The following is a 25,640-nucleotide window of genomic DNA, read 5'->3' as shown; positions in this document are numbered from 1 at the left end:
TTCTATCAGGGCGGGGGGAATGAACTTTCCGAAGGGAGCGGGGCAGCAGTTTCAGCCTGCCAGGTTCGAGGAACGCGGCACCGCTGTCGCCTTTACCACGCCGGCGCTGAGCCAGGCGCGCATCCGCAAGGACGACCGCGACAACCTCGAACTGACGGTCTCGGCCTTTTCGGGCGTGAAGGGCAATTACGTCATCCGCTGGAAAGACGTGCCCGAAATCTTCTCGCTGACCATGCACGACCGCGCCCTGCAGGAGGCGATCCTCAAGCATGGCTCTTGCCTGCCGCCGGATGTCCGCCGCGCCACCCTGGAGACGGCGAAGACCGGGTTGGCCGGCCCGGAATCGCAGCGCTCGGCCCAGGAAGCTCTGGCGGAAGAGGAAGAGGAGCTTCTGCTGACCCGCTTCTTCCTGTTCCGCCAGGCGCTGGAAAAGATGGCGGCCGGTGCGATGACCATGAAGATGGCGGAGTTCACCGCGCCGGGCAGCCGCGAGCGGATCAAGAGCGCCCTGGGCGAAATCGCCCAGCGGTTCGGCACCAGTGCCAACGAGCTGTACAACCGGCTGGAGCGCTGGGGCGAGGTGCTGGCGCCGCTCGGCCTCGGCGGTATGCCGAAGGAATGCCGGCTGCGCCGCATGGTGACCGGCATGTCCGAGCTGGCCGACAACATCGGCGCCTGGGCCGAGACCGACAAGTCGGAGGCAGCCGGGCTCGCCCGCGCCATCAGCCGGATCGCCTATTTCAGCGCCGAGTTCGCCCGCGACCTGATCGCCGCCGCGCTGCGGCCGGCCGACTATCCCGACCGCGTGCTGGCCAACTGGGAGAAGGCGCTGCCCAACATCCAGAAGGATGTCGAACGGCTGTGGTGGACCGTGGACGGATGGGAATTCATCGTCCTGCTGTGGCGCGATGCCGAGGATCGAGACCGCGACGCCCAGCGCGAAGCGGTAACGGAAATTTACCGCATTCTGCCGATCATTCCGGAAAAGGAGGCTGCAAACCGGCCGAACGCGCAGGGGATGCAGGAGAATTCGCGCATGCAGGTGCGCGCCCTCGAGGGGTGGAATACGGGTGCTCTTGACAGCGAAATGGTCCGGCGCGTCGAAAGCGTGAAACGGAGACGGGTATGACCGATCTGGCCGCCGAGCTGCGTGATATCGAACGCAAGCTATTCGAAATCCCCGACGAGAAGGTCGCACAGCTCACGCTGCTTATCGAACGGTCGCGCGCCGTCGTGCTTTCCGCAGCGATGGCGGATGCGGCGCTCGGCGCGCTGCGTCCGCGCCTGGTGAAGACGCGGCCGCCGCGCCATCTGACCCTGCAGCGCATCTTCTGCCATCCCTTCGAGGATCTGCTGATCCTGCCGGAAGACAACGAGAAGCAGTTCGGCCGCATCGCGCGCAGCTCGCTGGCGCCATGCTGGGATTTCGTCCTGCAGTGCCTCGACCAGGCGGCGGTGAAGGAGCTGGAAGCCAGCCTGCGCCAGTCGCCCGCTCCGGCGCTCGGCACGGAGGCCGATCCGCGCATCCCGAGATTCGGTGCGACCCTGTGGAGCATCGCCGCGCGCTGCCTGCGCGAGCAGACCAGCCGTGCCGACACGGACCCGGCCTATCGCGCCGAACTTGTCGCGAAACTCGGCGGCGAGACCGTACTGCTCGACCTCGTAGACATGATGGGCATGCTGGAGCTTGCCGGGCCGCTGGAGGAGCTGCGCACGCAGCTGTCGCCCAAGCCGGTGGGCAAACTGCTCGACGAGCAGATCGAGGCGATCAGGGACGCCTATGTCGCACTGTGCGGCAGCGGCGCCGGCCTGCCCGGATACATGATCGCCTTCACCGCCGCGCGGATGACCAATCCGTTCCAGCTGCTGCCGGTCTTCGACACGCTGAACGACCTTCCGACCGGTATCGCCGGCCTCACGCCGGGCCAGTATGTCCGTCGCATGATCAGCGGCGACAGCAAGCGTTTCTTCAAGACCATCGGCCGCAGCGACCCGGCAAAGATGGATGACGGCAACATCGCCGGCATGGTCGATGATTTCGTGCGCATGATCGGCCGCCTCAAGGCCGACGGCATGGCGGACGGGCCGCAGCCCGAGATGGATGCCGCGGGCGCCAAGCTGCGCCAGATGGTCAGGGCCGGCATGCTGGACGGCGCGGACAGCAAGATCGCCGCCGCGCTGGCGGCGCCCGCAGAGGGCAGCGCCGGCGGGCAGGCATCATATGACGCCAAGGTCGAGGCCGAGAACCGGATCTATGCGATCCAGAAAGTCGCTAGGGTGGCCGGTGAGATCGGCGCCGAAAAGGATGTCGGCGATGCGCTGAAAAGCCTCGCGCAGCAGGCCGAGCAGCGTGGCGCGGCGCTGATCGCCGATATCAAGGCTGGCAAGCTGAACGCGCAGGGCCGCGAGGCCGCGAAGCAGCAGGTCTACGGCGCGGTGCGCCTGCTGGAACTGGTGGGCGGCGCGAACGCCGCCAGCAGGCTGATGCGTGACGGCCTGGCCGCCGTGGAGAAGATGCCGGGCTGAGCGCCGGCGCGCAGCCTATCGGGCGGCGACCGGCCTGGCGCTGTAGGCGGCCGGCTCGGCGTCGAAGCCCTTCAGATCCTCGTTGAGCAGCCCGAGATTGAGCGGGTTCATGTCGGTCCGCTCCACCGTGATGCGGATATTGAATGCCTGGTGCGCATAGCCGTGCTTGTCGCGGATGCGGTACACGCCGATGCCCCCGCGTCCTGGCCCTGACGGCTTGGTGATGCCGGCGCGGATCGCCGCCAGCGCGGCATGTCCGACCTCGATCTCCAGCAGCCGCGGTATCAGCTTCTCGGCATAGGCGAGGAAACCGAGCGCATCAATGGTGGCCGGCTGGCCGACGGTGGTCGCATCCCGGGTGAACTGCCCGAGCAGGATCTGCCCGGGCATCGCCTTGGCGATGATACGTGCCAGGGCGATCGTCACGTCGCCGACGATGTATTCGAAGCCGCGCGGGGTGTTGCCTTCCACCTGGTGGTAGGAGAAATGGCTGCCGACCGAGAAGGCGGCCCGCAGGGTCGGCACCAGCCGGGGATTGCCCTTCTGCCGCGCCAGTGCGTTGTCGGTGAGGATCAGGATTAGCGCCAGCCAGGTGCGCAGATCGTGCTCCAGGCCCTTGTTGCGGTTCCAGACATAAAAGCCGTCGCCCACGGTGGAGCGCGCCAGTTCCGTCCGCAGACCTGCTTCGTTCAGCCGCTTGTTGGCGGCATTGATGCTGTATTCCAGCGAACTCAGCTGGGCGACCTGCTCCAGCGGCGTATGCTTCGAGAAGCCGACGATGTCGAACAGGATAACCGCCCGGCTGGTGGTCGAGATCACGGTATAGCGTTTGACCAGGTTCTCGATCTGGAGCGGGCTGACGTCGCGACTGCCCTGGCCGATGCTGAACGGCAGGTCCATGGTGACCGCGCGCGTGCGTAGCAGCTTGCAGGTCTCGGCAAAGGTGCGTGCGCCCATCATGCGCTTGCCGCGGATGAGGCGCGGCTGCTGCTCGGCCTGGCCGAGCACGTTATAGGCCTCGGAAAAGCAGAAACTGACGCGGCTGCCCTGATAGGTCCAGCCCGCCACGATGTTCTTTCCTAGCCGCCATGAGGAATGCAGGACGAAGTCAATCTCCCGCATGCCCTGGCGCACGGCATCGGCTTCGCTCATGCCGGTTTGCCTGTCCCGTTACCCCGGGACGCAGCTTACGCGTTCGGTCGTGCCCGCGCCATGGCGATCATGGCCCGTGTCGACGGGTCATGGGGATGCTCGAGCGCCGGATCCAGCAGTTCCTCGAGGATCGGCTTGGCCAGCTGCTTGCCCAGTTCGACGCCCCACTGGTCGAAGGAGTTGATGCCCCAGATCGCCCCCTGGACGAAGATCTTGTGCTCATAGAGGGCGATCAGCATGCCGAGATGATAGGGATCCAGCCGCGGCAGGACGATCGTGGTGCTCGGCCGGTTGCCGCTGAACACCCGGTGGGGCGCCAGCGCCGCCGCCTTCTCCGGCGCCATGCCGGAGGCCAGCAGCTCGGCTTCCGATTCCTCGCGGGTGCGGCCGCGCATCAGCGCCTCCGCCTGGGCGAAGGCATTGGCCAGCAGCATCTCCTGGTGCTGGCCCAGCTTGTAGGCGCCGGACAGCGGCACGATGAAATCGGCGGGGATGATCTGCGGCCCCTGGTGGAGCAGCTGGTAGAAGGCATGCTGTCCGTTGGTGCCCGGTTCGCCGAAGACGACCGGCCCGGTGGCATAGCCGAGGCTCCGGCCCCAGCGGTCGACCGACTTGCCGTTGCTCTCCATGTCGGCCTGCTGCAGGTAGGCGGGAAGACGGGCAAGGCCCTGGTCATAGGGCAGGACCGCCAGCGCGGTATGGCCAAGGAAGTTGATGTTCCAGATCCCGGCCAGAGCCATCAGGACCGGCAGGTTACGCTCCGCCGGCGCTTCGGCGAAATGCCGGTCCATGGCATGCGCTCCGGCCAGCAGGTCGCGGAAACCCTGGATGCCGATCCCGAGAGCGATGGGAAAGCCGATCGCCGACCACAGCGAGTAGCGGCCGCCGACCCAGTCCCAGAACTGCAGCACGCCGTTTTCGGGAATGCCGAACTTGCCCGGCACGCTGCGATTGGCCGAGATGGCGAGGAAATGCTTCGTCCAGTCCGCCCCCGACCCGAGCCGCTCCAGCAGCCAGGCGCGGGCCGTTTCGGCGTTGGCCATGGTCTCCTGGGTGGTGAACGTCTTCGACGAGACGATCACCATCGTCGCGGCGGGATCGCAGATGGCCAGCACGCGGGCGATATCGGCGCCATCGACATTGCTGACGAAGTGGATGTCCAGCCCGGGCTGCCGGTAGGCGGAAAGCGCCTCGGTCACCATGCGCGGACCCAGGTCGGAACCGCCGATGCCGATGGCGATGACATGGCGGTAGCGCTCGCCGGTGGCGCCGCGCCAGGCGCCGCCGCGGATGGCTTCCACCATTTCCGCCATGCGCTGCAGCTCGCGGTGCACCGCCGGCACGACATCCTCGCCATCCACGGTCAGGCTGCTTTCCCGGGGCAGGCGCAGGGCGGTATGCAGCACCGCGCGATCCTCGGTGGTGTTGATGCGCTCGCCGGCCAGCATGCGGTCGCGCCAGCCGGCGACATCGGCCTCGCGTGCCAGATCGAGCAGCAGAGACAGCGTTTCCTGCTCCAGGCGCTGCCGCGACAGGTCGAGCACCAGATCGTCGCAGCGGAAGGAGAAGCGTTCGAAGCGCTGCGGATCGGCGGCAAAGATGTCGCGTAGATGACGTTGCCGGATGGCGGAGGCATGGGCGGCAAGGGCCCGCCAGGCGGGAGTCTGGTCGATCGGCGGCGGCTGCGTCGTCATCGGTCCCCTCTGGTTGGCTATGTGATCACGTCCGGCCCGCTGCGGCCGGTGCGGGCACGTATACCGGCTTTCGCTTCGGCAAAGTCGATCAGCGGTTTCAGCCGCTGCTGCACGTCGTCCTGCTGCCGGGCCGGATCGGGTTCGAAGGCTTCGAAATACAACCGGATCGTCGCACCCTCGGTTCCGGTGCCCGACAGGCGCGCGATGATGCGCGCCCGGTCGCCGCAGATGATGCGCAGACCCTGGCCCCGGCTCTCGCTGTTGTCGATCGGATCGCGATAGGCGAAGTCGTCGGCGGCAGTGATGGTCAGATCGCCAATGTTGCTGCCTGGCAGGCCGGGCAGGGCGGCGCGCAGGGCATCCATGGCCTGCTGCGCCAGCGCGGCATCCACCGCCTCGTAATCATGTCGTGTGTAGTAGTGACGGCCGAAGCGGCGCCAATGGGCCTGCAGGATGGACTTCACCGTCTCGCCCGGTGATTTCGCCAGCACGTTCAGCCAGAACAGAACGGCCCAGAGACCATCCTTCTCGCGCACATGGTCCGAACTGGTGCCGTAGCTTTCCTCGCCGCAGAGCGTGATGCGGCCGGCATCGAGCAGGTTGCCGAAGAATTTCCAGCCCGTCGGCGTCTCGAAGCAGGGCACACCGAGGGCGGCCGCCACCGCATCGGCCGCCCGGCTCGTCGGCATCGAGCGCGCTATGCCGGCGATGCCCCTGGCATAGCCCGGCGCCAGCGTTGCGTTGGCGGCCAGCACGGCCAGGCTGTCGCTGGGCGAGACCGCGATGCCTTTGCCGAGGATCATGTTGCGGTCGCCGTCGCCGTCCGAGGCGGCGGCGAAATCCAGTTTCCCGTGCACGACGGCGTCGTCGTAAAGCGCCTTCGCGTAAACCGGATTGGGGTCGGGATGGCCGCCGCCGAAATCCTCCTTCGGCTCGGCATTGATCACCGAGCCTGCCGGGGCGCCCAGCATGTCGATCAGCAGCCGCCTCGCGTAAGGGCCGGTGACGGCGTGCATGGCATCGAAGCGGAAGCGGAAATCGGGCCGCTTCAGCATCGCCGCGATGGCGTCGAAATCGAACAGCTGCTGCAGCAGCACGGCATAGTCGCCGACCGGATCGATCACCTCGACCGTCATGCCTTCGAGCGTCTGCTCGCTGATCGCATCCAGGTTCAGCTCGGCGGCGTCGACCGTCCGGTAGCGGTCGATCGTTTGCGTGCGGCCGTAGATCGCCCCGGTCACGGCTTCCGGCGCCGGCCCGCCATTGGCGACATTGTACTTGATGCCGAAATCGCCGTCGGGCCCGCCGGGATTGTGGCTGGCCGAGAGGACGAGGCCGCCCTGCGCCCTGCGCGCGCGGATGACCGCGCTGGCTGCCGGCGTCGAGAGGATGCCGCCCCGGCCGACCAGCACACGGGCCACGCCGTTGGCTGCCGCCATGCGCAGGATGATCTGGATGGCCGTGCGGTTGAAGTAGCGGCCGTCGCCGCCCAGCGCCAGGGTGCCGCCGCGCAGGTTGTCCTGCGTATCGAACACCGACTGCACGAAGGCTTCCAGATAGCCGGGCTGGCGGAAGACGCTGACCTTCTTCCGCAGGCCGGACGTGCCGGGCTTCTGGCCGGCGAAGGGCTTGATCGGGACCTCGCGGATGGCCATGGCGGGATCAGCCGCGCGGAATCCGGCTCACCAGATCGTAGCGCGCACCGTTTCTCGCCATCAGGATGACGGTGTGCAGCCGCGCGAAGTTGCCTTCGAAGGAGACGCCGCGGCAGAGCGGCCCGGAATTGATGCCGGTGGCGACGAAGATGGCATCGTCGCTCTTCACCAGCTCGCTGCCGCTCATCCACCGCGCCGGATCGAGGCCGAAGTCCTTCACCCTGGCGGCTTCGTCCTCGCCCTGCGGATCGACGCGGCCGAAGAATTCGCCGCCCATGGCGCGGGTGAAGATCGCCGTGATGATGCCTTCCGGCGAGCCGCCGGTACCGAACAGCGCGTCGACGTTGCCGCCCTTCTGCAGCGCCATGAAGGCGCCGGCGACGTCGCCGTTCTCCTGCAGCATGGTCCGGGCGCCGGCGTCATGGATCTCCTTGATCATGGCATGGTGGCGCTTGCGGTTGAGCACGAAGATGCGCAGCTCGGAGACCGGCTTGTTCAGGGCCTGGCTCAGCGCCTCCAGCTTCTTCTTCACCGGCCAGGCCGGATCGATCTTGCCTCTGGCGGGCGCGGGCACCACCAGTTTGTCCATGTAGAAGCTGGGGCCGAGGTCGAACATCGAGCCGCGCGGCGCCATGGCGAGCACCGCCATGGAATTATCGACGCCGTTCGCCATGTTGGTCGTGCCCTCGATCGGGTCGACCGCGATCTCGATTTCCGGTTCGCCCGAGCCGATGCGCTCGCCGCGATAGAGCAGGGGCGCCTTGTCCTTCTCGCCCTCGCCGATCATCACCACGGCATTGACGTTGATGCAGCCCAGCGCCTTGCGCATGGCTTCGACGGCGGCGCCGTCGCCTTCTTCCTTCTTGCTGCGGCCGACCCAGTCATAGGCGGCCAGGGCGGCGGCTTCGGTCACCAGACGCAGGGCAAAGGGAAAATCGGCGCGGTCGAACGGACCGGGACGCGTGGACATGGTCGGGAACTCCCCAGAGCTGACGGCAGAAAGAGGTAGGCCGAATGGCCGGTTTTTATTCCCCGGGAATACGGCAAAAAACGGGCAAGGCCAAGGCCGGGCGCTGTGATTTGCCCGGGGGCGAAGACCTGGGCCGGTGGCCGGCGCTACTGGTCGAAGCGGCGACGCCAGAATTCATTGCTCTGGCGCTCGCCGATATCGCAGCCCCTGGCGTAGCGGCTGCCGGACTGCGTCCTGATCACCGGGCCGCCCTGCTGCCAGGCCGGCGGGACATGCGGGGCGGAGGCGATCTCCAGGATCAGCTTGCGGCGGACCGCCTCGAAGAAGGTGTCGAAGCTTTCCGCCACCACGACGAAGGATCCCGGTCCGCCGATCACGCAGCCTTCGTAGTAGAGGTCGAGATCCTCGAGGACCGGGAAGCCCCAGGTATTGACCCGGCCGTTCATGATCGGCAGGCCGTTGATGACGATGCCGGCCGCCAGCGCCTGGTCACGTACCAGGTCGACGCGGGGGCCGTCGTTGTTCGGGCCGTCGCCGGAGATGTCCAGCACGCGGCGCACGCCCCGGTATTCGCCGCTGCCGAAGATCGGGATGGCATACTGGATGGCCCCGGAAATGCTGGTGCGCCGCGCGGTGCGGATCGGATGCTCCAGCAGCCGGCGCGCCACGGCTTCCGCGCTGGCTTGGTCGGAGATCAGCATCCACTCCACCAGGCTGCCCTGGGTCATTGCATCGGCCCATTCGAAATAGCTGACCGCTATGCGGCCATGCACGCCGCTGCGGATCGCCTTTACCACTGCGGGGTCGGCGATGGCGCGGGCATAGCCGTCGCGCTGCAGCCGGGCTTCGTCGGGGTCGATGCTGCCGGAAATGTCGACTGCCAGGATCAGTTCGATGTCGACATTGGCGACGCGTTCGGGAGCAGCACGCTGTGCTGCCGCCGCTCCGGTGAGGAGGAGGGTGGCCGCAAGCCATGCCAGCATCGAGACGACAGGCGATCGCCGCTGCATGCCGGCAGGCTAGACCCGTCCCGGCGCGCCGTCCAACCAAATCCGCAGGGCGGCGCCGGGACTGGACAGCCTCGCCCGACTTGCCGATGGTACGGCCATGGAACCTTCCGCGCGAACAGAGCTTTTCGATGTCGTCATCGTGGGCGGCGGCCTCGCCGGGCTGACCCAGGGCATCGCCCTGGCCAGCCACGGCATGTCTGTCGCCATCATCGACCGCGAGGATCCTGCCCGCGTGCTGCGTGCCGGCTTCGACGGCCGGGTATCGGCGATCGCGCTGGCTTCGCAGCGCATGCTGGAGGCCATCGGTCTGTGGCGCCATGTGCGCGAGGCGCAGCCGATGTGGGATATTCGGGTCTCGGACGGCGACTCGCTGCTGTTCCTGCATTACGACCATCGTGACCTCGGCGACGCCCCGTTCGGCTATATGGTGGAAAACCGCATCATGCGGCAGGCGCAGCAGGATGCGCTCGCGGAGCTGCCCGGCGCGCAGCTGATCGCGCCCATGACAGTGGCAAAGGTGGACCGCGGGCTGCCCGGTTCCGGCGCGCCGGCGCAGCTGACGCTGGCCGACGGGCGGCAGCTGCGGGCACGCTTGGTGATCGGGGCCGATGGCCGCCAGTCGGCGATGCGGGAGCAGGCGGGCATCCGGACCACCACCTGGTCCTACGATCAGACCGGCATCGTCTGCACGGTGGCCCATGAACTGCCCCACGAGGGCGCGGCGCAGGAGCGTTTTCTGCCGGCAGGGCCTTTCGCAATCCTGCCGATGACCGATGACGAGAACGGCGTGCATCGCTCGTCGCTGGTCTGGACCGAGCCGACCGAGCGGGCCGCCACGATCATGGGGCTGGACGACGCCGACTTCCAGGCCGAGATGCGCCGCCGTTTCGGCGACGGATATGGCGAGGCGCATGTGGTGGGGCCGCGCTGGTCCTATCCGCTCACCTTCCTGCATGCCGAGCGCTATACCGATCACCGGCTGGCGCTGATCGGCGATGCCGCCCACGGGATTCATCCGATTGCCGGACAGGGCCTCAATCTCGGCCTGCGCGACATCGCCGCGCTTACCGAGGCGCTGGTGGAGGCGCGGCGACTCGGACTCGATCCGGGGCAGGCCGATGTGCTGGAGCGCTATGCCCGGTGGCGCCGCACCGATACGCTTGTGCTCAGCGCCGTCACCGACGGACTGACGCGGTTGTTCTCCAACGACATCGCGCCGTTGCGAATCGCTCGCGATCTCGGCCTGGGCGTGGTGGAGCGCCTGCCGCCGCTGAAGAAGCTGTTCATGCGGCATGCGATGGGCGATCTCGGCACCCTGCCGCGGCTGCTGCGCGGCGAACGACTCTAGCCTCCACAACCCGAATCGGTCGGCACGCGACCATGACGCGTACCGCGGGGACGTGCCGCGACGGCAGGCTCTGGCCAGCCGGGCAGGAAAGGGTTTGGCGGCAGTCCGGGCTTGTGTGTAGCATCCGGATGCCGGAAGGGGGCCTCATGGTGGCAACGGATCTGCAATCCGATCCGCAGACGGACAGCGACATGGCCGCGACGCAGGCGGCGCTTGATCGGATCGCACCTGTCCTCGATCGCATCGGCGACTGCTTCTATGCCCTGGACACCGGCTGGCGCATCGTCCACTTCAATGCGGCTGCGGAATACTGGTTCGAGCTGAAACGCGCATCGGTGATCGGCCGCAGCTTCTTCGATGTCTTCTCCCCGGTGCGCAGCTCCGTCGTCGCGGAATACTGTCGCGCGGTTTTCGAGACCGGGCGCGAGATCGAGCGCGAGATGGATTCCATCGTGAATCCCCGGCGCCGGGCGATGCTGCGGATTTTTCCGCTTGGTCCCGGCATCGGGATCGTGATCTCGGACCGCACCGGGGAGCGGGACCTCCGGATGGCGCTGGAACGCAGCGAAGTCCGGCTGCGCCGGCTTGCCGATTCGAATCTGGTGGGAATTGCAGTAACCGACGCCGATGGTCACATCCTCGAAGCGAATGACGCCTATCTTGCGATGACCGGCTATTCGCGCAGGGAGCTTGATGACGGTCTGGCGAACTGGGCAACGGTCACACCGCCGGAATACGCGGATGTCGAGGCGGCGCATCTCGCGCAGGCCGATGCCGACGGCGTCTGCGATGCCTACGAGAAGGAATACATTCGCCGGGATGGCAGCCGGGTGCCGGTCTTCATCCGCTTTGCCCGGCTGCAGCAGGCGGAGCGCCGCTACATCTGCATCGTGCAGGACATGACCCAGCAGAAAGCGGCCTTGAAGGCGCTCGCCGAAAGCGAGCAGCGCTTCCGCACGATGGCGAATGTCGTGCCCGCCATTGTCTGGAGCAAGGACCAGGCGTGGCCGTCGGGCTATTTCAATGATCGCTGGCTGGAATACAGCGGGCTCACTCCGGACGAGGCGAGCAGCAGAAGCTGGGTCGAAGGCGTGCATCCGGACGATGTCGCGGTGATCAAGGCCGCCTGGCGCAAGGCGCAGAAGGACAATACCGGCTATGAAGTCGAGGCGCGGTACCGGCGGGCGGATGGCGCCTGGCGCTGGTTTCTCGTGCGCGCCGCTCCGATCCGCGACGATTCCGGGGCGATCATAGGATGGTCGGGCGCAAGCACCGACATCCACGACCGCAAGGTGATGGAAGACGAACTGCGGCGCCTGAACGAAGAACTCGAGAAGCGCGTCGAGCAGGCGGTGGCCGAACGCGAGCAGGCCTTCGCCGCGCTGGCCGAGGCGCAGAAGATGGAGGCCATCGGCCAGCTGACCGGTGGCGTCGCGCACGACTTCAACAATCTGCTGCAGGCGCTGTCGAGCTGCCTGCAGATGGTTGACCGGCGCAGCAATGATGCCCGCCTGCGCCCGCTGCTGGAGGCCGGTTTCCAGGCGATTTCGCGCGGCGCCAAGCTGACGCGGCAGCTGATGGCCTTTGCGCGACGCGAGGCGGTGCGCACCGAGGTCATCGACGTGCCGAGCCAGATCCTCAGCATGTCCGGCCTGCTGGCCCGCGTGCTGCGCGCCGACATCGCCATTGCCACCGAGTTCGGGCCCGATCTCTGGGCGGTCGAGGTCGACCCGACGCAGTTCGAGCTGGCGCTGATCAATCTCGCCGCCAATGCCCGCGACGCCATGCCCGACGGCGGGCGCTTCGTGATCGCCGCGGACAATGTCGAGGTGATGGTCGGGGACCGGTCGGACATTCCGGAGGGGAGCTATCTCCGCCTGCGCGTGACCGATAGCGGCACCGGCATGCCGCCCGAGATTCTCGCCCGGGTTTTCGAGCCCTTTTTCACGACCAAGCCCAGCGGCCTCGGCTCAGGCCTGGGTCTGAGTCAGGTCTACGGATTCGCGCGCCAGTCCGGCGGTGTTGTCCATATCGACTCCGAGCCGGGACGCACGACCGTCACCCTGCTGCTGCCGCGCAGCACCAGACGGCCCCGGTCGGCGAAGCTCGCCAGGCGGGACGGCCAGATGTCCATGGCGGTGTCGCAGAAGCAGCATATTCTGGTGGTCGAGGACGATCCCCTGACCATCGCGCTGGTGGCCCCGGCGCTGGAGAATATCGGCTATGTGGTTGCCTGCGCCGGCAATGCCGACGAAGCGCTGCGTGTCCTCTCAGACAGTCGCAAGCCGGGCGGCCAGCCCATCGACCTGCTGTTCAGCGATGTCGTGCTGCCTGGCGGCAGCAACGGGGTGAAGCTGGCCGAGGAAGCCCGGCGCATCCAGCCGCATCTTCCCGTTGTGCTGACCACGGGTTACGGGGAGGGGATTGCCGAGGCTCATGGCCTGCGCATCCTGCCCAAACCCTACCGGATCGAGGAACTGGTGACCGCGCTGGAGGCCGAGCTGGGGCGGCGGACGAGCTGAGGCCCGTACATTCAAGGGACCTGGATGCTGGTGGCCGAGGGCACTGGCGTGATCACACCTCAGCCGGCAGACGCGCCGTTCTGGCTGACCCTCGGCCTGCTCGTGGCTCTGATCGGCTGTTACTTGTGGCGCCCGGCGCGCGCCTGGCCTCTAGCGCCGCGGATCGCGGCTGAGGCCGCGGGCTTCCAAGCGCTGCAGGTAATCGGCCCAGAGCGCGTCCTGGTCATGACCGCGGTCATAGAACCATTCCCAGGAGTAGATGCCGGTATCGTGCAGGTCGTCGAAGCGCAGCCGCACGGCATAGGTGCCGACCGGCTCGATGCCGATGATGCCGACATGGCGCCGGCCGGGCACCAGGGTCTTCTGTCCCGGGCCATGGCCCTGGACCTCGGCCGAGGGACTTTCAACGCGCAGGAATTCCGCCGTGAAGCTGAACTGCTTGCCATCGGCGAAGCTGACTTCAAGCCGCTTGTCGGCCGAGACGTAGCGCAATTCCGAGCAGGCCGGGCGGCCGGCGCGCTGATAGGGCGAATCCTCGTTCATGTCGCTGCGATGCTCAGGCTCCGGCATGGGCCGGCGTGTCGTCCAGCTGGCGCGCCTCGTCGACCAGCATGATCGGGATGCCGTCGCGGATCGGATAGGCAAGGCCGGCTTTCTCACTGACCAGCTCGTTGCGCTCGCGGTCATAAACCAGCGGGCCCTTGGTCACCGGGCAGACCAGCAGCTCCAGCAGCTTCGGATCGACCGGGGAGGAAGCCGTGTTCGGGGTCTGTGCGGGCGTGTCGCTCATGACAGTCTTCTCAATGAAGGTTGCGTCCCTGCTGCGGTCCGACATTGTCGAGCAGCGCCATTTCCAGCAGCGTGATCAGCATCTCGGCCCGCGCGGGGAAATCGGCAGCCTCGAGCAGAGCCTGTTTTTCGCCCGGCGTGAAGGGGCAGATCATGCAGAGCGAATGCACCAGCAGCTCGTCGCCGGCGGCGTTGATCGAGTCCCAGTCGGCCGGCAGGTTGTGCCGCGTGCAGTAAGCGCGCAGCGCGTTCAGCAGCCGGTCACGGCTGAACTGCCCGGCGGGCGCCGGCACTGCGTCGGCGGCAAAGCGGCTGTAATCCGCCGTCACCTGCCGGTACATCGTATCGACGTCCAGTTCCGCCTCGACGGCGAAGCGGCACAGGCCACGCAGGGTGATCAGGATGCGGCCATCGGATGTATCCGCCGCCGATGCGATCTCGCCGACGCAGCCGATGCTGTAGACATCGGGCTGCCTGCCGCGGCCGCTCTCGACGGGCTGGATCATGCCGATCAGCCGGTGTCCGCTGAGCGCATCGCGCGTCATCGCCAGATAGCGGGGTTCGAAGATGTTCAGCGGCAGCAGGCCGCGCGGCAGCAGCAAGACGCCGCTGAGCGGAAAGATGGGGATGACGCGGCTCAGGCTGCCGGGATCGACGGGAGCGGCTGCCTCTTCCTCACTGCTCATGCGAACAGGATCGACGACAGGCGCCGGCGCGCATCCACGACGAGGGGATCCATGGGGCCGAGCGCCTCGAACATCTTGACCAGCTGCTTGCGCGCAGCCTCGTCATTCCATTTGCGGTCGCGCTTCACCAGCTCGAGCAGCTGGTTCATCGCTTCCTCGTTGCGCTGCGCGCCGACCAAGGCCAGGGCATAGTCGTAGCGGGCCTGGTGATCGTCCGGATTGGCGTTGACGGCGGCTTCCAGCGGCTGCAGCTGGTCTGCAGCACCGGCGCTCTGCTCGAGCAGCTCCATCGCCGAGCGCGCGGCCGCCACATCGGCGTGGCCCGCCTGCGCCTCCGGCACCTGCTTCAGCACTTCCCTGGCTTCCTCGATTTCGCCCATGCCAACGAGCGCCCGGGCGAGGCCGCCAAGCGCCGCGACATTCTCGGGTTCCGCGCCGAGGGCGGTCGAGAAGGCCTGGGCCGCCGCGGTCCAGTCCTGCGCGCCGAGCGCGGCCTTGCCGGCCTCGATCATCTGCCCGGCCGTGTCGCCTTCCAGTGCGCCGCCGGTCAGGCCTTCAACGAACTTCTTCAGCTGGCTTTCGGGCAGCGCGCCGACGAAGCCGTCGATCGGCTGCCCCTTGGAGAAGGCGTAAACCGCCGGGATCGACTGGATGCGCAGCTGCTGCGCCAGCGGCTGGTTCTTCGGATCGTCGATGTTGACCTTGACGAGGCGGACCTTGCCATTGGCCGCCTTGACGACCTTCTCCAGCGCCGGCCCGAGCTGCTTGCAGGGGCCGCACCAGGGTGCCCAGAAATCCACGATGACCGGCACCTGCATCGAAGCCTGGACGACATCCTGCATGAAGGTGGTGATGTCGGCATCCTTGACCGCGCCCGCGGCGCCGTTCTGGGCGCCGGCGGCAGCGCCGGTGGCAGGGGAGGCGGGTGTCAGTCCAAGTTCCATGATCAGGTCTTCTTCCGGTTGGAAAGCGTGCGAATGGCTCAGAGATAATGGCCGGGCCGGTAAAAGCCAACCGCCCGGGCCGTTTGTTGCGGTCTACCGCCAAATATAGGCAGCCGGTCAGGCCATACAAGCAGGGTTGTCCGGATCAGCGCTCGGCCAGCAGGTCGGCGTAATCCTTGTGGCGCCGGATCCAGGCCGAGGCAAAGCCGCAGAGCGGAACGACTTTCATGCCGTCCTGCCGGACGATGTCCATCAGTCCCTGCATCAGCCGGTGCGAGGCGCCGGTGCCGCGCAGCGGCACGGGGGCCTCGACATGGGTGATGACCAGCGTGCCGTCACGGCGCCGGTAATTGGCGAACACGATCTGTCCATCAACCTCGAGTTCGTACCGGTTAAGACCGGGATTGTCGCGCACCGGATTGCTCATGATCCCTCAACCTGCACCGCCGTCCGGCGTTCCCTGCCGCCGCGTTCAGCGGCGCCGGAAGGGTAGCCGGTTTCAGCCGCGAAGGCCATGGACGCCCGGAGTTACACGGAAACCGTGATTTTCCCGAAGGCCGCGCCCTTGCCCATGTGCTGATAGGCCTCGCGCACGCCACTTTCCGAGAAATCGAAGCTGCGATCCAGCACCGGTTTCATCTTCGCCTGGCTCATGGCGCGCAGCATGGCGTCGAAGCCGTCTTTCGATCCGACGGTGACGCCCTGCAGCCGCACCTGCTGCATCACGACGAGCGGCAGCAGCAGGTCGTTGCTCGTCGGCCCCGACAGCACGCCGATCATGCTGATCGTGCCGCCGGGCCGGATGGCGCGGATCGACTGGTTCAGCGTGCCGGCGCCGCCGACCTCGACGATATGGTCGACGCCCCGGCCGCCGGTGATCGTCCGCGTCGCGCGGCCCCATTCCGGGGTGTTGCGGTAGTTGATGCCGTGATCGGCGCCCAGTGCCTTCGCCTTCTCGAGCTTCTCGTCGCTGGACGAGGTGACAATGACTTCCGCACCGGCGAGCTTCGCGAACTGCAGCGCGAAGAGCGACACGCCGCCGGTGCCCTGCACCAGCACGAGGTCGCCCGGTTGCACCCTGCCCAGGGTGACGATGGCGCTCCAGGCGGTCAGTGCCGCGCAGGGCAGGGTGGCGGCCTCGGCGAAGTCGAGATGGTCGGGAATCCTGGCCAGCGCATGGGCGGGGTAGGTCCGCTGTTCGCAGAGCCAGCCGTCATACGGTCCGCCCATGGAGACGCTGAAGCGTTCGGCGCTGGGCTCGCCGCTGGACCAGTTGGGGAAGAAATGCGGGACCACGCGGTCGCCCGGCTTGAAGCCGCTGACGCCTGGGCCGACCGCGATCACCTCGCCGGCACCGTCCGACAGCGGAACGAGGGGCAGCTTCTGTTTCGGGTTGTAAGCGCCCTGCACCATCAGCCAGTCGCGGTAGTTGAGCGAGCAGGCCCTGACCCCGACCAGCACCTCGCCGGGCTTCGGCTCCGGCTGCGGACGCTCCGCCATCACCAGGCGGTCGACCGCAAAAGCCTGCAACTCGATGGCGCGCATGCCGTTTCCTCCTGGATCTTTGGGCGCCGATTGTGCCGCCTGGGGATTTTGCCGTCCAGTCATGCTAGGGTGCGGCATCCGAGGAGTCCCTGCCATGCCTGTGCTGAACATCAACGGCAAGCCCGTCACCGTCGAGGTGGAAGGCGAGATGCCGCTGCTCTGGGTTCTGCGCGACGTGCTGAACCTGACCGGCACGAAATACAGCTGCGGCATCGCCGTCTGCGGCGCCTGTACGGTGCTGATCGACGGGGAGCCGGTACGCTCCTGCTCGCTGCCGGTCGCCGATATTGCCGAGGGCGCGGCCATCCTCACCATCGAGGGCCTGTCGGCCACGCGGGATGCCGATGGCATGCCGACGCATCCGGTACAGCGCGCCTGGGCCGAGCTGGACGTGCCGCAATGCGGTTACTGCCAGTCGGGCCAGATCATGGCCGCCGTCGCCCTGCTGCAGGAGACCGCCAATCCGACCGACGAGGAGATCGATGCGGCGATGACCAATCTCTGCCGCTGCGGTACCTACCAGGATATCCGCGCCGCCATCCACCGCGCCGCGGAGCTGGCGCGCGGGTAGGCTTACGCCGCGAAGCTCACGCTGCAGCGGCCGAGGCCTTCGGCGATCACCTCGATCTGGTCGCCGGGCGCGGCCGGCTGCATCGCGAAATAGGTGCCGGTCATCACCACGTCGCCGGCCTTCAGCGGCTGGCCGTCGGTGACCAGCCTGGCCGCCAGCCAGGCCAGCGCATTGAGCGGCGAGCCGGCGACATTGGCACCGGTGCCCTGGGCCACCTGCTCGCCGTTCTTCGTCATCACCATGGTCATGCGGCGCAGGTCGAGGCCGTCCAGCTTGCGCGCCGGCCCGCCGAGCACGAACAGGCCGCCGCCGGCATTGTCGGCCACGAGGTCGACCAGCTTCGTGTCGAGACTGGCGATGCGGCAGCCGACAATCTCGATGGCGGGCAGGCAGTAGCCGACGGCGCGCAGCACGTCGACCAGGGTCGGTTCCTCCATGTCGAGGTCGCGGTCCAGCACCATGGCGACCTCGCCTTCCAGCCGCGGCTGCAGTACGCGACCTTTGGCGACCTCGTCGCCGTCGCCGAGCAGCATGTCGGCATAGAGCATGCCGTAGGCCGGCTCGGTGGTTCTGAACATCGCCTGCGCGCCCTTGGCGCTCAGGGCGATCTTGCGTCCGACCGGACGGCGGCCTGCTTTCAGCCAGTGGTCGCGGTTGGCGGTCTGCACGGCATAGGCCGCGGCGATGTCCTCGGCGTCGAACAGGTCGCGCAGGTTGGCGCAGGGGGTTCCGCTCTCCTCCGCCTGGCGCAGGCGGGCGGCGGCATCGATGACGGCTTTCACTTTCATGTGGCGATTCCCGCGGCGGCGTTGGTCTGCGAGGCGCTGATGCCGACCGACTCGCCGGCCGCGACGATCTCGCCCCAGGTGGTGGGATCGACCGGCACGCCCTCGGCCAGTCGCTTTGCCTTCGCGCGGCGCTCGGGCTCGCCCGCCACCAGCACCTCGTCGGTGCCGGGCGCCGGCTTCGATGCCTTCACCCATTTCACGAAGGCTGCCATTTCGTCGCGCCAGTTCGCTGCGCCGCCGAGTTTCGCCGGATCGACGATGACGGAGAGCATGTTGTTGGTGATGGTGTTGCGCGTCCAGTTGCCGTCATGGATCGTGCCGCCGCCGGTGAAGGCGCCCGCCAGCAGCTCGGCGATCACCGCCAGCCCGTAGCCCTTGTGGCCGCCGAAGGCGAGAATCGCGCCCATCGGCTGGCTGAACATGGTGCGCGGCTCGGTGGTCGGATTGCCCTGCGCGTCGATCAGCGTGTCGGGCGCCACCTGCTCGCCCTTGTTCATGGCGACGCGTACCTTGCCCATGGCGATCTTCGACGTCGCCATGTCGAGCACCAGCGGCTCGCCGCCCGGCTCGGTGGCGGGCAGGGCGCAGCAATAGGGGTTGGTGGCAAAGCGCGCATCCGAGCCGCCATGGGGCGCCACCAGCGGCGGCCGGCCGACCACGTTCACGTAATGCGTCGAGACGAAGCCCGCCGCGGCGCATTGCTCGCCCCAGTGGCCGATGCGGCCGATATGGTGGCTGTTGCGCAGGCTCACGATGCAGACGCCCAGCTCGCGCGCCCGGCGGATCCCGAGCTCCATCGCGTCATGGCCAATCACCTGGCCGTAACCCATGTTGCCATCGAGATTGAGGATGGCGCCGTGGTCGCCGGTCACCGTCGGCGCGGCATTCACGGTCAGCCGCTTCTCCACCACGGCGAGGATGTATTGCGGCAGCATGCCGATGCCGTGGCTGTCATGGCCGGTCAGGTTCGCCAGCACGAGATTGTCGGCCACCAGCGCCGCTTCCCGTTCGTTGCTGCCGCCGGCCAGCACGATATGGCGCACGGCGGCCCTGAGCTTGACGGCTTCGATCACGATGGGGGCAGCCATGATTCCTCCTGTCGGCTTGCCGGGATTTAAGCGGAAGCGGCACGGCTCGACAATCACCAGCCGGGAATCCCTTTCAGCCGCCCTTTGACCGCCCCGCGGCAATGCGGCAGAGTGAGGCGATGCGCCGCGCTCTTTCCGCCGTCCTGCTGCTGCCGCTTGCCGCCTGCGCCTCGCCGCTGGCCGACAAGGCGGAGGCAGCCCGCACCCGCATGATCGGCTTCACCGCCGAGCAGCTGCAGGCCTGCGCCGGCCAGCCGACGGCGACCAATCGCGAGAACGGCATCGATCTGTGGAGCTATTTCCGCGAGACGAGCCGCTCGGCCGCCGCGGTGTCGGATGTCGGCTACACGCCGACCAACCGCGGCGAGGCATCCTACGACTATTTCCGGTATTGCGAGGCGATCTTCGTGCTGCAGCAGGGCCGGGTGACCCAGGTGGAGTTCCGTGGCCGCACCTCGACCGGACGCGAGACGCTGGAACCCTGCGGCGCCATCGTGCAGCGCTGCGTGCCGTAAAAAACTCGTGGATGCCCGGGTCAAGCCCGGGCATGACAATAAAAAGTTTCTGACCGGAATACAGATGTCATGGCCGGGCTTGTCCCGGCCATCCACGTCTTCCTTTAATGCGCGTCGTCCCAGTTCAGGCCTGAATTGGCCTCGACGGTGAGCGGCACGGCGAGCGAGGCCGCGTTCTGCATCACACGTTTCGCCACCGCGATGGTGGCTTCCACTTCCGCATCCGGTGCCTCGAAGACCAGTTCGTCATGCACCTGCAGCAGCATGCGGGCCTTCAGGCCTTCCGCCTGCAGCGCGGCGGGCAGGCGGCCCATCGCCTTCTTGATGATGTCGGCGGCCGAGCCCTGGATCGGCGCGTTGATCGCCGCGCGCTCGAAGAAGGCGCGCTCGGCGGGATTCTTCGTGTTGATGTTGGGAAAATGCACGCGGCGGCCGAACAGGGTGCTGACATAGCCACGCTCGCGCACCTGCTTCTTGGTGCGGTCCATGTAGTCGCGGATGCCGGGATAGCGCCGGAAATAGGCGTCGATATAGGCCTTCGCCTCGCCCTGCGGGATGCCGAGCTGGGCGGCGAGGCCGAAGGCGCTCATGCCGTAGATGATGCCGAAATTAATCGCCTTGGCGGCGCGCCGCACGCTCGGGTCCATGCCCTCGATCGGCGTGTCGAACACCTGGCTGGCGGTCAGCGCGTGGATGTCGAGGCCTTCGTGGAAGGCCTGCTTCAGCGCCGCGATGTCGGCGATATGGGCGAGGATGCGCAGCTCGATCTGCGAATAGTCGGCCGAGATCAGCCTGTGGCCCGGCTCGGCGATGAAGGCGCGGCGGATCTTGCGGCCTTCCTCGGTGCGGATCGGGATGTTCTGCAGGTTCGGATCGTTGGAGGCGAAGCGCCCGGTATTGGTGGACGAGATCGAGTAGCAGGTATGCACCCGGCCGGTCTTCGGGTTGATCTGCTGCAGCAGCGCGTCCGTATAGGTGCTCTTCAGCTTCTGCAGCTGGCGCCAGTCGAGCACGACGCGCGGCAGGTCATGGCCCTGCGCCGCCAGTTCCTCGAGGATGTCGGCTCCGGTGGCATAGGCGCCGGTCTTGCCCTTCTTGCCGCCGGGCAGGCCCATCCTGTCGAACAGGATCTCGCCGAGCTGCTTGGGCGAGCCGATGTTGAACGGCTCTCCGGCCAGTTCATGCGCCTTCTTCTCGAAGCCTTCCATGCGCTGCGCGAAATCGGCCGACAGGCGGTTCAGCTCGGCCGGATCGACCTTGATGCCCGCGCATTCCATCGCGGCGACCACGGCCGGCAGCGGCCGCTCGATCGTCTCGTAGAGCGTCACCTGCTTCTCGGTCAGCAGCCGTGGCTTGAGCCGGTAATACAGCCGCAGCGTGATGTCGGCATCCTCGGCAGCATAATCGCGCGCCTTCTCGAGCGGCACCTGGTCGAAGGTGATGCGGTTGCGTCCGGTGCCGGTCACCTGATCGTAGGAGATCGGCGTATGGCCGAGATGGCGTTCCGAAAGCTCGTCCATGCCGTGGCCATGCTTGCCGGCATCCAGCACGTAGGACATCAGCATCGTGTCGTCGTAGCCGACAATCTCGATGCCGTACTGCGCCAGCACCGCCATGTCGTACTTGATGTTCTGCCCGACCTTCAGCACGGCGGGATCCGCCAGCATGGGCTTCAGCACCGCCAGCGCCTCATCGAGCGGGATCTGCTTCAGCGCGCCGTCGCCGGCGAGATCGAGACCGCCGCCCGGCTTCACATGCCCGAGCGGCACGTAACAGGCCTCGGCCGGCGTGGTGGCGAGGCAGATGCCGACCAGTTTCGCCCGCGTCGGCGACAGGTCGGTGGTTTCGGTGTCGATGGCGACGATGCCGGTGGCATAGGCGCGCGCCACGCAGGCCCGCAGGCTGTCGAGATCCTGCACCATGCCGTAGCCTTCCGGCGGCGGCGAGAGCGGCGGCGTCTCCGGTCCGCCTTCGCCCTCGAAGGCGATCGGCGTCACCGGCGCCGGCTGCGCCGCCATCGCGCCCGCCGCCACCGAGGCGTTGCCGCGCAGTTTCAGCCGGCTCTCGATGCGTCCCTTGAGGGTGCGGAATTCCATCTCGTCGAGGAAGGCCGCCAGTTTCGGCCATTCCACCGGGCCCAGCTTCAGGTCGTCGAGCCCGAGCTCGAGTGGCACGTCGTCCTTCAGCCGTACCAGCTGGTAGGAGATGCGCGCCTGCTCGGCGAAGTTGATCAGGCTTTCGCGCCGCTTCGGCTGCTTGATCTCGTGCGCCCGCGCCAGCAGCGTCTCGAGATCGCCGAAGGTGCGGATCAGTTCGGCCGCGGTCTTGATGCCGATGCCGGGTACGCCGGGCACGTTGTCGGTGCTGTCGCCGGCCAGCGCCTGCACGTCGACCACCTTCTCCGGCGGCACGCCGAATTTCTCCTCCACCTCGGCGCGGCCGATCGACTTGTCCTTCATCGGATCCATCATGCCGACGCCTTCGCGCACCAGCTGCATGAGGTCCTTGTCGGAGGAGACGATGCAGGTCTCGATGCCCTGGGCTTCCGCCAGCTTCGCGTAGGAGGCGATCAGGTCGTCGGCCTCGAAGCCGTCCTTCTCGATGGCGGCGAGGCCGAAGGCGGCACAGGCGGCGCGGATCGGCTTGAACTGCGGAATCAGGTCTTCCGGCGTCTCGGTCCGGTTGGCCTTGTACTGCGGATAGATCTCGTTGCGGAAATTCTCGCGCGCGGCATCGAAGATGACCGCCATGTGGCTGACAGCCTCGTCATGCTCGGCCTTGTCGCGCAGGGAAGCCAGCATGTTGCAGAAGCCGGAGACGGCGCCCACCGGCATGCCGTCGGATTTGCGCGTCAGCGGCGGCAGCGCGTGATAGGCGCGGAAGATGTAGCCCGAGCCGTCGACGAGGTAGAGGCGGTGCTTGCCTGCCATGCCGGCCAAGCCGCCGGCCGTCAGTGGTGATGGCCGTGAGCGCCCGCGGCCAGCACGTAGCGACGGCTGCAGTAGGGACACTCGATGTCGGTCTTGTTGCCCATGTTGAGGTAGACCCGCGGATGCCCGAGCGGACCGCCGCCGCCATCACAGGCCACGACCGGGCTCTCCACGGTGATGGTCTCGACAGGGGCTGGCTTGGTAGCTTGCATGACGCTGGTCTCCGCTTCGCAAGTGCGGCCGGTTTGACCCTCCGGGCGCGAGGTGATACCTAGCGCAGCAGTCCCTCGAACGCCAGTCCTACAGGCCGTCAGGAGCGGCGGGTCCGCCGTGAATTTCATGCCGCAAACCGCCATTTCCGGGCCTGAAGCCGATTCTCCGCCGCTGGCAGGCGCTGCCATTGCGGTGCGCGACCTGGTGAAAGTCTACGGCCGGGGTGCCCGCGCGAAGCAGGCGCTGAAGGGCGTCAGTCTCGAGGTGCCGCGCGGCTCCTTCTTCGGCCTGCTGGGTCCCAATGGCGCCGGCAAGTCGACGCTGATCAACATTCTCGCCGGCCTGGTGCGCAAGACCTCGGGCCGGGCCGCGATCTGGGGTCACGACATCGATTCCGACACGCGCCGCGCCCGTGCCGCCATCGGCGTGGTGCCGCAGGAACTCAATCTCGATCCCTTCTTCACGCCGCGCGAGGCGCTGGAATTCCAGGCCGGCCTCTACGGCGTGCCGAAGGCCGAGCGCCGCACCGACGAGATCCTCGCCGCGGTGGGCCTGAGCGATAAGGCGGAAGCCTATGCGCGCACGCTTTCGGGTGGCATGCGGCGGCGTCTGCTGGTGGCGAAGGCACTTGTGCATGCGCCGCCGGTGCTGGTGCTGGACGAGCCGACCGCCGGCGTCGACATCGAACTGCGCCAGCAGCTCTGGGCCTATGTGCGCCAGCTCAACGCCGCCGGCACCACGGTGGTGCTGACCACGCATTATCTCGAAGAGGCCGAGGCGCTCTGCGACCGCATCGCCATCATCAACCACGGCAGCGTGGTGGCGAGCGACGAGACGCCGGCCCTGCTGGCGCGGCTCGACCGCAAGGACGTGATTCTCACCCTCGGCGCCGATCTCGACGCGCCGCCGGCCGTCCTCGCCGACCTGAAGGCGGAACTGCTCGGGCCGCGGCGCCTGCGCCTGCATTACCGTCCCAGCGTGACGCCGTTTGCCACCGTGCTGGCGCGTATCCAGTCGGCCGGTCTGGAGATCGCCGACCTTTCGACCCAGGAAGCCGATCTGGAAGACCTGTTCCTGGAGCTGACGCGCCGGCAGGGGTGAGGGATTCCTCACGTTGGGATGCGGGGACAGGCAGTGGAATACAGCAGTATTCTGCATATTCTGCTTGCCGAATGTTCTCTTTTTGTTTATTCTCCCTGTGAGCGCACGCCGGGCTCTGCAGTCGCGGGACAATCCGATGGCGGGTAACGCTCAGAGTACAGCGTACCCACTCGTAACGAATCAAATCTGAGCACCCTGCCGGTGAGCGCCAGCGGTACCGGATGGCTGCGGCTGACCAGGTTTCGTCGCGGCGCCGGAAGGACATTGAGACATCCATCATGCGCGCCTCGCCGATGCACCTGTGTGCATGAGGCGGGGGACGGCGGACAGGCCGGAATAACAGGAGTAAGCGGAAACAGGGAGGAATAAGCAGGAATAGGCCGAAGCAGGGTTAACTTAAGCGCAGATAAGCCGCAGATAGGTGCAGATAGACCTGCAATTGGCACGATGGAGCGCGACAGGAGCGGTATGGGCACCGGCCGGTCGGCCTTGCATCGGGGCGGGCTGGTCGCTAAGGTCCGCCCCCGGCCAGGCACCCGTAGCTCAGCTGGATAGAGCGCTGCCCTCCGAAGGCAGAGGTCACAAGTTCGAATCTTGTCGGGTGCGCCATATGCCATCGCATGGTTCAGCGTGTTCGAGGTGGAGATCAGCTTCACGGCGGGCACGTTCGGCATGGCTAACAATTCGGCGCCACTGCAAGTTGCCGCTTCGAAGCGTGAGGCGAGTTTCATCGTATCCTTCTTTGTCAAGGAGGCCTGAGACCACTTAGAGCCTGTCGGCCCGGAGTGGTCATTGTTTGAAGTGTGGCAGGGTCAAAGGAAGCAATTCGAAGGCGATCGCGTCGGATTTGCTTGTCGTCGCAGTGAGGCCGCCGGACTTTATCTAGCTGCTCAGCAATGGAGAAATAAGCATGTTAGTTCAGTCGCTGAGATTGGCAAAAAGCATAATAATGCCTTCCAAGAAGAAGGGGATGAATACGAGATCGCTTGATTACCTGAGGTTAGTCGCCTGCGATAAAACCAACACCACCTTGATCGCGTCGTTTCCCTCTTCAGGGTGGAACTGGACCACCGACGTAACAACTTATGCGGTGGTGAAGCACCTAACAGGTGAATATAAAATTGAGTACAAAGAATCTGGCCAATACAAAGGAAGCGAAGTAAAGCCAGTAACGCTGTTTCACCCAGCGGACGCGCGCGCGGCAAAGGCTCCTCCCTTAAGCCAGCTTGGCATCCCCAGAGACTATTGCCTTCACACCCATGGTTATCGCGGCGAGTCTCCATTATGGGGTCTTGATCGAGCTAGAACGATAATGGTGGCTCGCGACATACCATCCGCACTTTACTCCTATTACGCAAAGCGTAGAGACGTTTACGCCACCTTTGAGGAGTGCCTGCACGACGGCATTTTGGAGAGGGCGGTGCGGTTCTACGAATCTTGGTCGGGAGTGCCTAAGGAGATTTTTTGGTACGAAGACTTTAAAGTCGACCCGATTGGGCAATTTACCAGATTTGCTAAATCAGCATTGTCAGTAGAAGTTCCTGCCAAGATTGTTGCTGAAGCCGTAGAGTTTTACAGTTTTGAAGAGCAAAA

At 66.6% G+C, this 25,640-nt stretch carries 23 protein-coding genes and 1 tRNA gene; 9 read left to right on the top strand and 15 right to left on the bottom strand.

Translation table 11 applies throughout. From position 1 onward, the window contains the following. The first annotated feature begins 19 nt into the window (after positions 1 to 19). On the top strand, positions 20 to 1,129 hold the full coding sequence (locus tag VKZ87_RS12790; RefSeq protein WP_324221645.1) for a hypothetical protein: 1,110 nt from the start codon (positions 20 to 22) through the stop codon (positions 1,127 to 1,129). After that, complete coding sequence (locus VKZ87_RS12785; RefSeq protein WP_324221644.1) at positions 1,126 to 2,526, top strand: hypothetical protein; 1,401 nt, start codon at positions 1,126 to 1,128, stop codon at positions 2,524 to 2,526. The genes VKZ87_RS12790 and VKZ87_RS12785 overlap by 4 nt, the downstream gene beginning before the upstream one ends. 15 nt (positions 2,527 to 2,541) lie before the next feature. On the opposite strand, the gene VKZ87_RS12780 is transcribed toward VKZ87_RS12785, so the two are convergent. The 5 genes from VKZ87_RS12780 to VKZ87_RS12760 form a co-directional block, all read right to left on the bottom strand. After that, on the bottom strand, positions 2,542 to 3,678 hold the full coding sequence (locus VKZ87_RS12780) for a hypothetical protein (RefSeq protein WP_324221643.1): 1,137 nt from the start codon (positions 3,676 to 3,678) through the stop codon (positions 2,542 to 2,544). A gap of 35 nt (positions 3,679 to 3,713) precedes the next feature. Continuing rightward, positions 3,714 to 5,372, bottom strand: coding sequence for a glucose-6-phosphate isomerase (gene pgi, locus VKZ87_RS12775; RefSeq protein ID WP_324221642.1), 1,659 nt, complete (start codon positions 5,370 to 5,372; stop codon positions 3,714 to 3,716). Positions 5,373 to 5,389: 17 nt separating this feature from the next. Next, a complete protein-coding gene (locus VKZ87_RS12770) occupies positions 5,390 to 7,027 on the bottom strand; it encodes an alpha-D-glucose phosphate-specific phosphoglucomutase (RefSeq protein WP_324221641.1) in 1,638 nt (545 codons plus the stop codon). A gap of 7 nt (positions 7,028 to 7,034) precedes the next feature. Next, complete coding sequence (gene glpX, locus VKZ87_RS12765; RefSeq protein WP_324221640.1) at positions 7,035 to 7,997, bottom strand: class II fructose-bisphosphatase; 963 nt, start codon at positions 7,995 to 7,997, stop codon at positions 7,035 to 7,037. A 146-nt stretch (positions 7,998 to 8,143) separates the two neighbouring features. After that, a complete protein-coding gene (locus VKZ87_RS12760; protein ID WP_324221639.1) occupies positions 8,144 to 9,007 on the bottom strand; it encodes a DUF1194 domain-containing protein in 864 nt (287 codons plus the stop codon). A gap of 97 nt (positions 9,008 to 9,104) precedes the next feature. On the opposite strand from VKZ87_RS12760, the gene VKZ87_RS12755 reads away from it, so the two are divergent. Both VKZ87_RS12755 and VKZ87_RS12750 read left to right on the top strand, forming a co-directional pair. Then, the gene (locus VKZ87_RS12755) at positions 9,105 to 10,355 is read left to right on the top strand and encodes a UbiH/UbiF/VisC/COQ6 family ubiquinone biosynthesis hydroxylase (protein WP_324221638.1); all 1,251 of its coding nucleotides are present in this window, start codon (positions 9,105 to 9,107) and stop codon (positions 10,353 to 10,355) included. A gap of 146 nt (positions 10,356 to 10,501) precedes the next feature. Beyond that, complete coding sequence (locus tag VKZ87_RS12750; protein WP_324221637.1) at positions 10,502 to 12,877, top strand: PAS domain S-box protein; 2,376 nt, start codon at positions 10,502 to 10,504, stop codon at positions 12,875 to 12,877. Positions 12,878 to 13,027: 150 nt separating this feature from the next. Here the strand turns inward: VKZ87_RS12750 and VKZ87_RS12745 are convergent, their stop codons facing one another. From VKZ87_RS12745 to VKZ87_RS12720, 6 genes are all read right to left on the bottom strand, one after another. Beyond that, entirely contained in the window at positions 13,028 to 13,447 is a 420-nt protein-coding gene (locus VKZ87_RS12745) for a gamma-butyrobetaine hydroxylase-like domain-containing protein (protein WP_414655651.1), read from the bottom strand. Next, positions 13,434 to 13,667, bottom strand: coding sequence for a Trm112 family protein (locus tag VKZ87_RS12740; RefSeq protein WP_324221636.1), 234 nt, complete (start codon positions 13,665 to 13,667; stop codon positions 13,434 to 13,436). Before VKZ87_RS12740 ends, VKZ87_RS12745 begins: the two co-directional genes overlap by 14 nt. A 10-nt stretch (positions 13,668 to 13,677) precedes the next feature. Further along, a complete protein-coding gene (locus VKZ87_RS12735) occupies positions 13,678 to 14,352 on the bottom strand; it encodes an LON peptidase substrate-binding domain-containing protein (RefSeq protein ID WP_324221635.1) in 675 nt (224 codons plus the stop codon). Next, the gene (locus VKZ87_RS12730) at positions 14,349 to 15,296 is read right to left on the bottom strand and encodes a co-chaperone YbbN (RefSeq protein ID WP_324221634.1); all 948 of its coding nucleotides are present in this window, start codon (positions 15,294 to 15,296) and stop codon (positions 14,349 to 14,351) included. The genes VKZ87_RS12735 and VKZ87_RS12730 overlap by 4 nt, the downstream gene beginning before the upstream one ends. A gap of 145 nt (positions 15,297 to 15,441) precedes the next feature. Beyond that, positions 15,442 to 15,723, bottom strand: a complete 282-nt coding sequence (locus tag VKZ87_RS12725) for a GNAT family N-acetyltransferase (RefSeq protein ID WP_324221633.1) — start codon at positions 15,721 to 15,723, stop codon at positions 15,442 to 15,444. Between the two features lie 101 nt (positions 15,724 to 15,824). Continuing rightward, entirely contained in the window at positions 15,825 to 16,841 is a 1,017-nt protein-coding gene (locus VKZ87_RS12720; protein ID WP_324221632.1) for an NAD(P)-dependent alcohol dehydrogenase, read from the bottom strand. Positions 16,842 to 16,935: 94 nt separating this feature from the next. Between VKZ87_RS12720 and VKZ87_RS12715 the strand changes: the two genes are divergently transcribed. Further along, entirely contained in the window at positions 16,936 to 17,412 is a 477-nt protein-coding gene (locus VKZ87_RS12715; RefSeq protein ID WP_324221631.1) for a (2Fe-2S)-binding protein, read from the top strand. Positions 17,413 to 17,414: 2 nt separating this feature from the next. On the opposite strand, the gene VKZ87_RS12710 is transcribed toward VKZ87_RS12715, so the two are convergent. Further along, a complete protein-coding gene (locus VKZ87_RS12710; protein ID WP_324221630.1) occupies positions 17,415 to 18,200 on the bottom strand; it encodes a 2-keto-4-pentenoate hydratase in 786 nt (261 codons plus the stop codon). Then, positions 18,197 to 19,288: a malate/lactate/ureidoglycolate dehydrogenase gene (locus VKZ87_RS12705; protein ID WP_324221629.1), complete on the bottom strand. Its 1,092-nt coding sequence runs from the start codon at positions 19,286 to 19,288 to the stop codon at positions 18,197 to 18,199. Before VKZ87_RS12705 ends, VKZ87_RS12710 begins: the two co-directional genes overlap by 4 nt. A gap of 119 nt (positions 19,289 to 19,407) precedes the next feature. On the opposite strand from VKZ87_RS12705, the gene VKZ87_RS12700 reads away from it, so the two are divergent. Further along, positions 19,408 to 19,803 (top strand): hypothetical protein, encoded by a 396-nt coding sequence (locus tag VKZ87_RS12700; protein WP_324221628.1) that lies wholly within the window; start codon positions 19,408 to 19,410, stop codon positions 19,801 to 19,803. A gap of 104 nt (positions 19,804 to 19,907) precedes the next feature. Here the strand turns inward: VKZ87_RS12700 and polA are convergent, their stop codons facing one another. Next, positions 19,908 to 22,733: a DNA polymerase I gene (gene polA / locus VKZ87_RS12695; RefSeq protein ID WP_324221627.1), complete on the bottom strand. Its 2,826-nt coding sequence runs from the start codon at positions 22,731 to 22,733 to the stop codon at positions 19,908 to 19,910. A gap of 20 nt (positions 22,734 to 22,753) precedes the next feature. After that, entirely contained in the window at positions 22,754 to 22,945 is a 192-nt protein-coding gene (locus tag VKZ87_RS12690) for a zinc-finger domain-containing protein (RefSeq protein WP_324221626.1), read from the bottom strand. Between the two features lie 127 nt (positions 22,946 to 23,072). On the opposite strand from VKZ87_RS12690, the gene VKZ87_RS12685 reads away from it, so the two are divergent. The 3 genes from VKZ87_RS12685 to VKZ87_RS12675 all read left to right on the top strand — a co-directional run. Beyond that, positions 23,073 to 24,047 carry an ABC transporter ATP-binding protein gene (locus tag VKZ87_RS12685; protein WP_324221625.1) on the top strand — a complete coding sequence of 325 codons (975 nt, stop codon included), beginning with the start codon at positions 23,073 to 23,075 and terminating at the stop codon, positions 24,045 to 24,047. Between the two features lie 532 nt (positions 24,048 to 24,579). Next, positions 24,580 to 24,656: transfer RNA gene (locus tag VKZ87_RS12680), tRNA-Arg, on the top strand. A 301-nt stretch (positions 24,657 to 24,957) separates the two neighbouring features. Continuing rightward, positions 24,958 to 25,640: hypothetical protein (locus tag VKZ87_RS12675; RefSeq protein ID WP_324221624.1), on the top strand; the 683-nt coding region annotated here is incomplete at its 3' end.

This window comes from Ferrovibrio sp. (assembly GCF_035304305.1).
In the GTDB taxonomy this organism is placed as follows: domain Bacteria; phylum Pseudomonadota; class Alphaproteobacteria; order Ferrovibrionales; family Ferrovibrionaceae; genus Ferrovibrio.
This window is presented reverse-complemented; position numbering and strand designations above follow the sequence as displayed.

Coding starts and splice junctions, on each gene's coding strand:
- VKZ87_RS12790 (WP_324221645.1), top strand. CDS start 20: ATGAACTTTCCGAAGGGAGCGGGGCAGCAGTTTCAGCCTGCCAGGTTC.
- VKZ87_RS12785 (WP_324221644.1), top strand. CDS start 1,126: ATGACCGATCTGGCCGCCGAGCTGCGTGATATCGAACGCAAGCTATTC.
- VKZ87_RS12780 (WP_324221643.1), bottom strand. CDS start 3,678: ATGAGCGAAGCCGATGCCGTGCGCCAGGGCATGCGGGAGATTGACTTC.
- pgi (WP_324221642.1), bottom strand. CDS start 5,372: ATGACGACGCAGCCGCCGCCGATCGACCAGACTCCCGCCTGGCGGGCC.
- VKZ87_RS12770 (WP_324221641.1), bottom strand. CDS start 7,027: ATGGCCATCCGCGAGGTCCCGATCAAGCCCTTCGCCGGCCAGAAGCCC.
- glpX (WP_324221640.1), bottom strand. CDS start 7,997: ATGTCCACGCGTCCCGGTCCGTTCGACCGCGCCGATTTTCCCTTTGCC.
- VKZ87_RS12760 (WP_324221639.1), bottom strand. CDS start 9,007: ATGCAGCGGCGATCGCCTGTCGTCTCGATGCTGGCATGGCTTGCGGCC.
- VKZ87_RS12755 (WP_324221638.1), top strand. CDS start 9,105: ATGGAACCTTCCGCGCGAACAGAGCTTTTCGATGTCGTCATCGTGGGC.
- VKZ87_RS12750 (WP_324221637.1), top strand. CDS start 10,502: ATGGTGGCAACGGATCTGCAATCCGATCCGCAGACGGACAGCGACATG.
- VKZ87_RS12745 (WP_414655651.1), bottom strand. CDS start 13,447: ATGCCGGAGCCTGAGCATCGCAGCGACATGAACGAGGATTCGCCCTAT.
- VKZ87_RS12740 (WP_324221636.1), bottom strand. CDS start 13,667: ATGAGCGACACGCCCGCACAGACCCCGAACACGGCTTCCTCCCCGGTC.
- VKZ87_RS12735 (WP_324221635.1), bottom strand. CDS start 14,352: ATGAGCAGTGAGGAAGAGGCAGCCGCTCCCGTCGATCCCGGCAGCCTG.
- VKZ87_RS12730 (WP_324221634.1), bottom strand. CDS start 15,296: ATGGAACTTGGACTGACACCCGCCTCCCCTGCCACCGGCGCTGCCGCC.
- VKZ87_RS12725 (WP_324221633.1), bottom strand. CDS start 15,723: ATGAGCAATCCGGTGCGCGACAATCCCGGTCTTAACCGGTACGAACTC.
- VKZ87_RS12720 (WP_324221632.1), bottom strand. CDS start 16,841: ATGCGCGCCATCGAGTTGCAGGCTTTTGCGGTCGACCGCCTGGTGATG.
- VKZ87_RS12715 (WP_324221631.1), top strand. CDS start 16,936: ATGCCTGTGCTGAACATCAACGGCAAGCCCGTCACCGTCGAGGTGGAA.
- VKZ87_RS12710 (WP_324221630.1), bottom strand. CDS start 18,200: ATGAAAGTGAAAGCCGTCATCGATGCCGCCGCCCGCCTGCGCCAGGCG.
- VKZ87_RS12705 (WP_324221629.1), bottom strand. CDS start 19,288: ATGGCTGCCCCCATCGTGATCGAAGCCGTCAAGCTCAGGGCCGCCGTG.
- VKZ87_RS12700 (WP_324221628.1), top strand. CDS start 19,408: ATGCGCCGCGCTCTTTCCGCCGTCCTGCTGCTGCCGCTTGCCGCCTGC.
- polA (WP_324221627.1), bottom strand. CDS start 22,733: ATGGCAGGCAAGCACCGCCTCTACCTCGTCGACGGCTCGGGCTACATC.
- VKZ87_RS12690 (WP_324221626.1), bottom strand. CDS start 22,945: ATGCAAGCTACCAAGCCAGCCCCTGTCGAGACCATCACCGTGGAGAGC.
- VKZ87_RS12685 (WP_324221625.1), top strand. CDS start 23,073: ATGCCGCAAACCGCCATTTCCGGGCCTGAAGCCGATTCTCCGCCGCTG.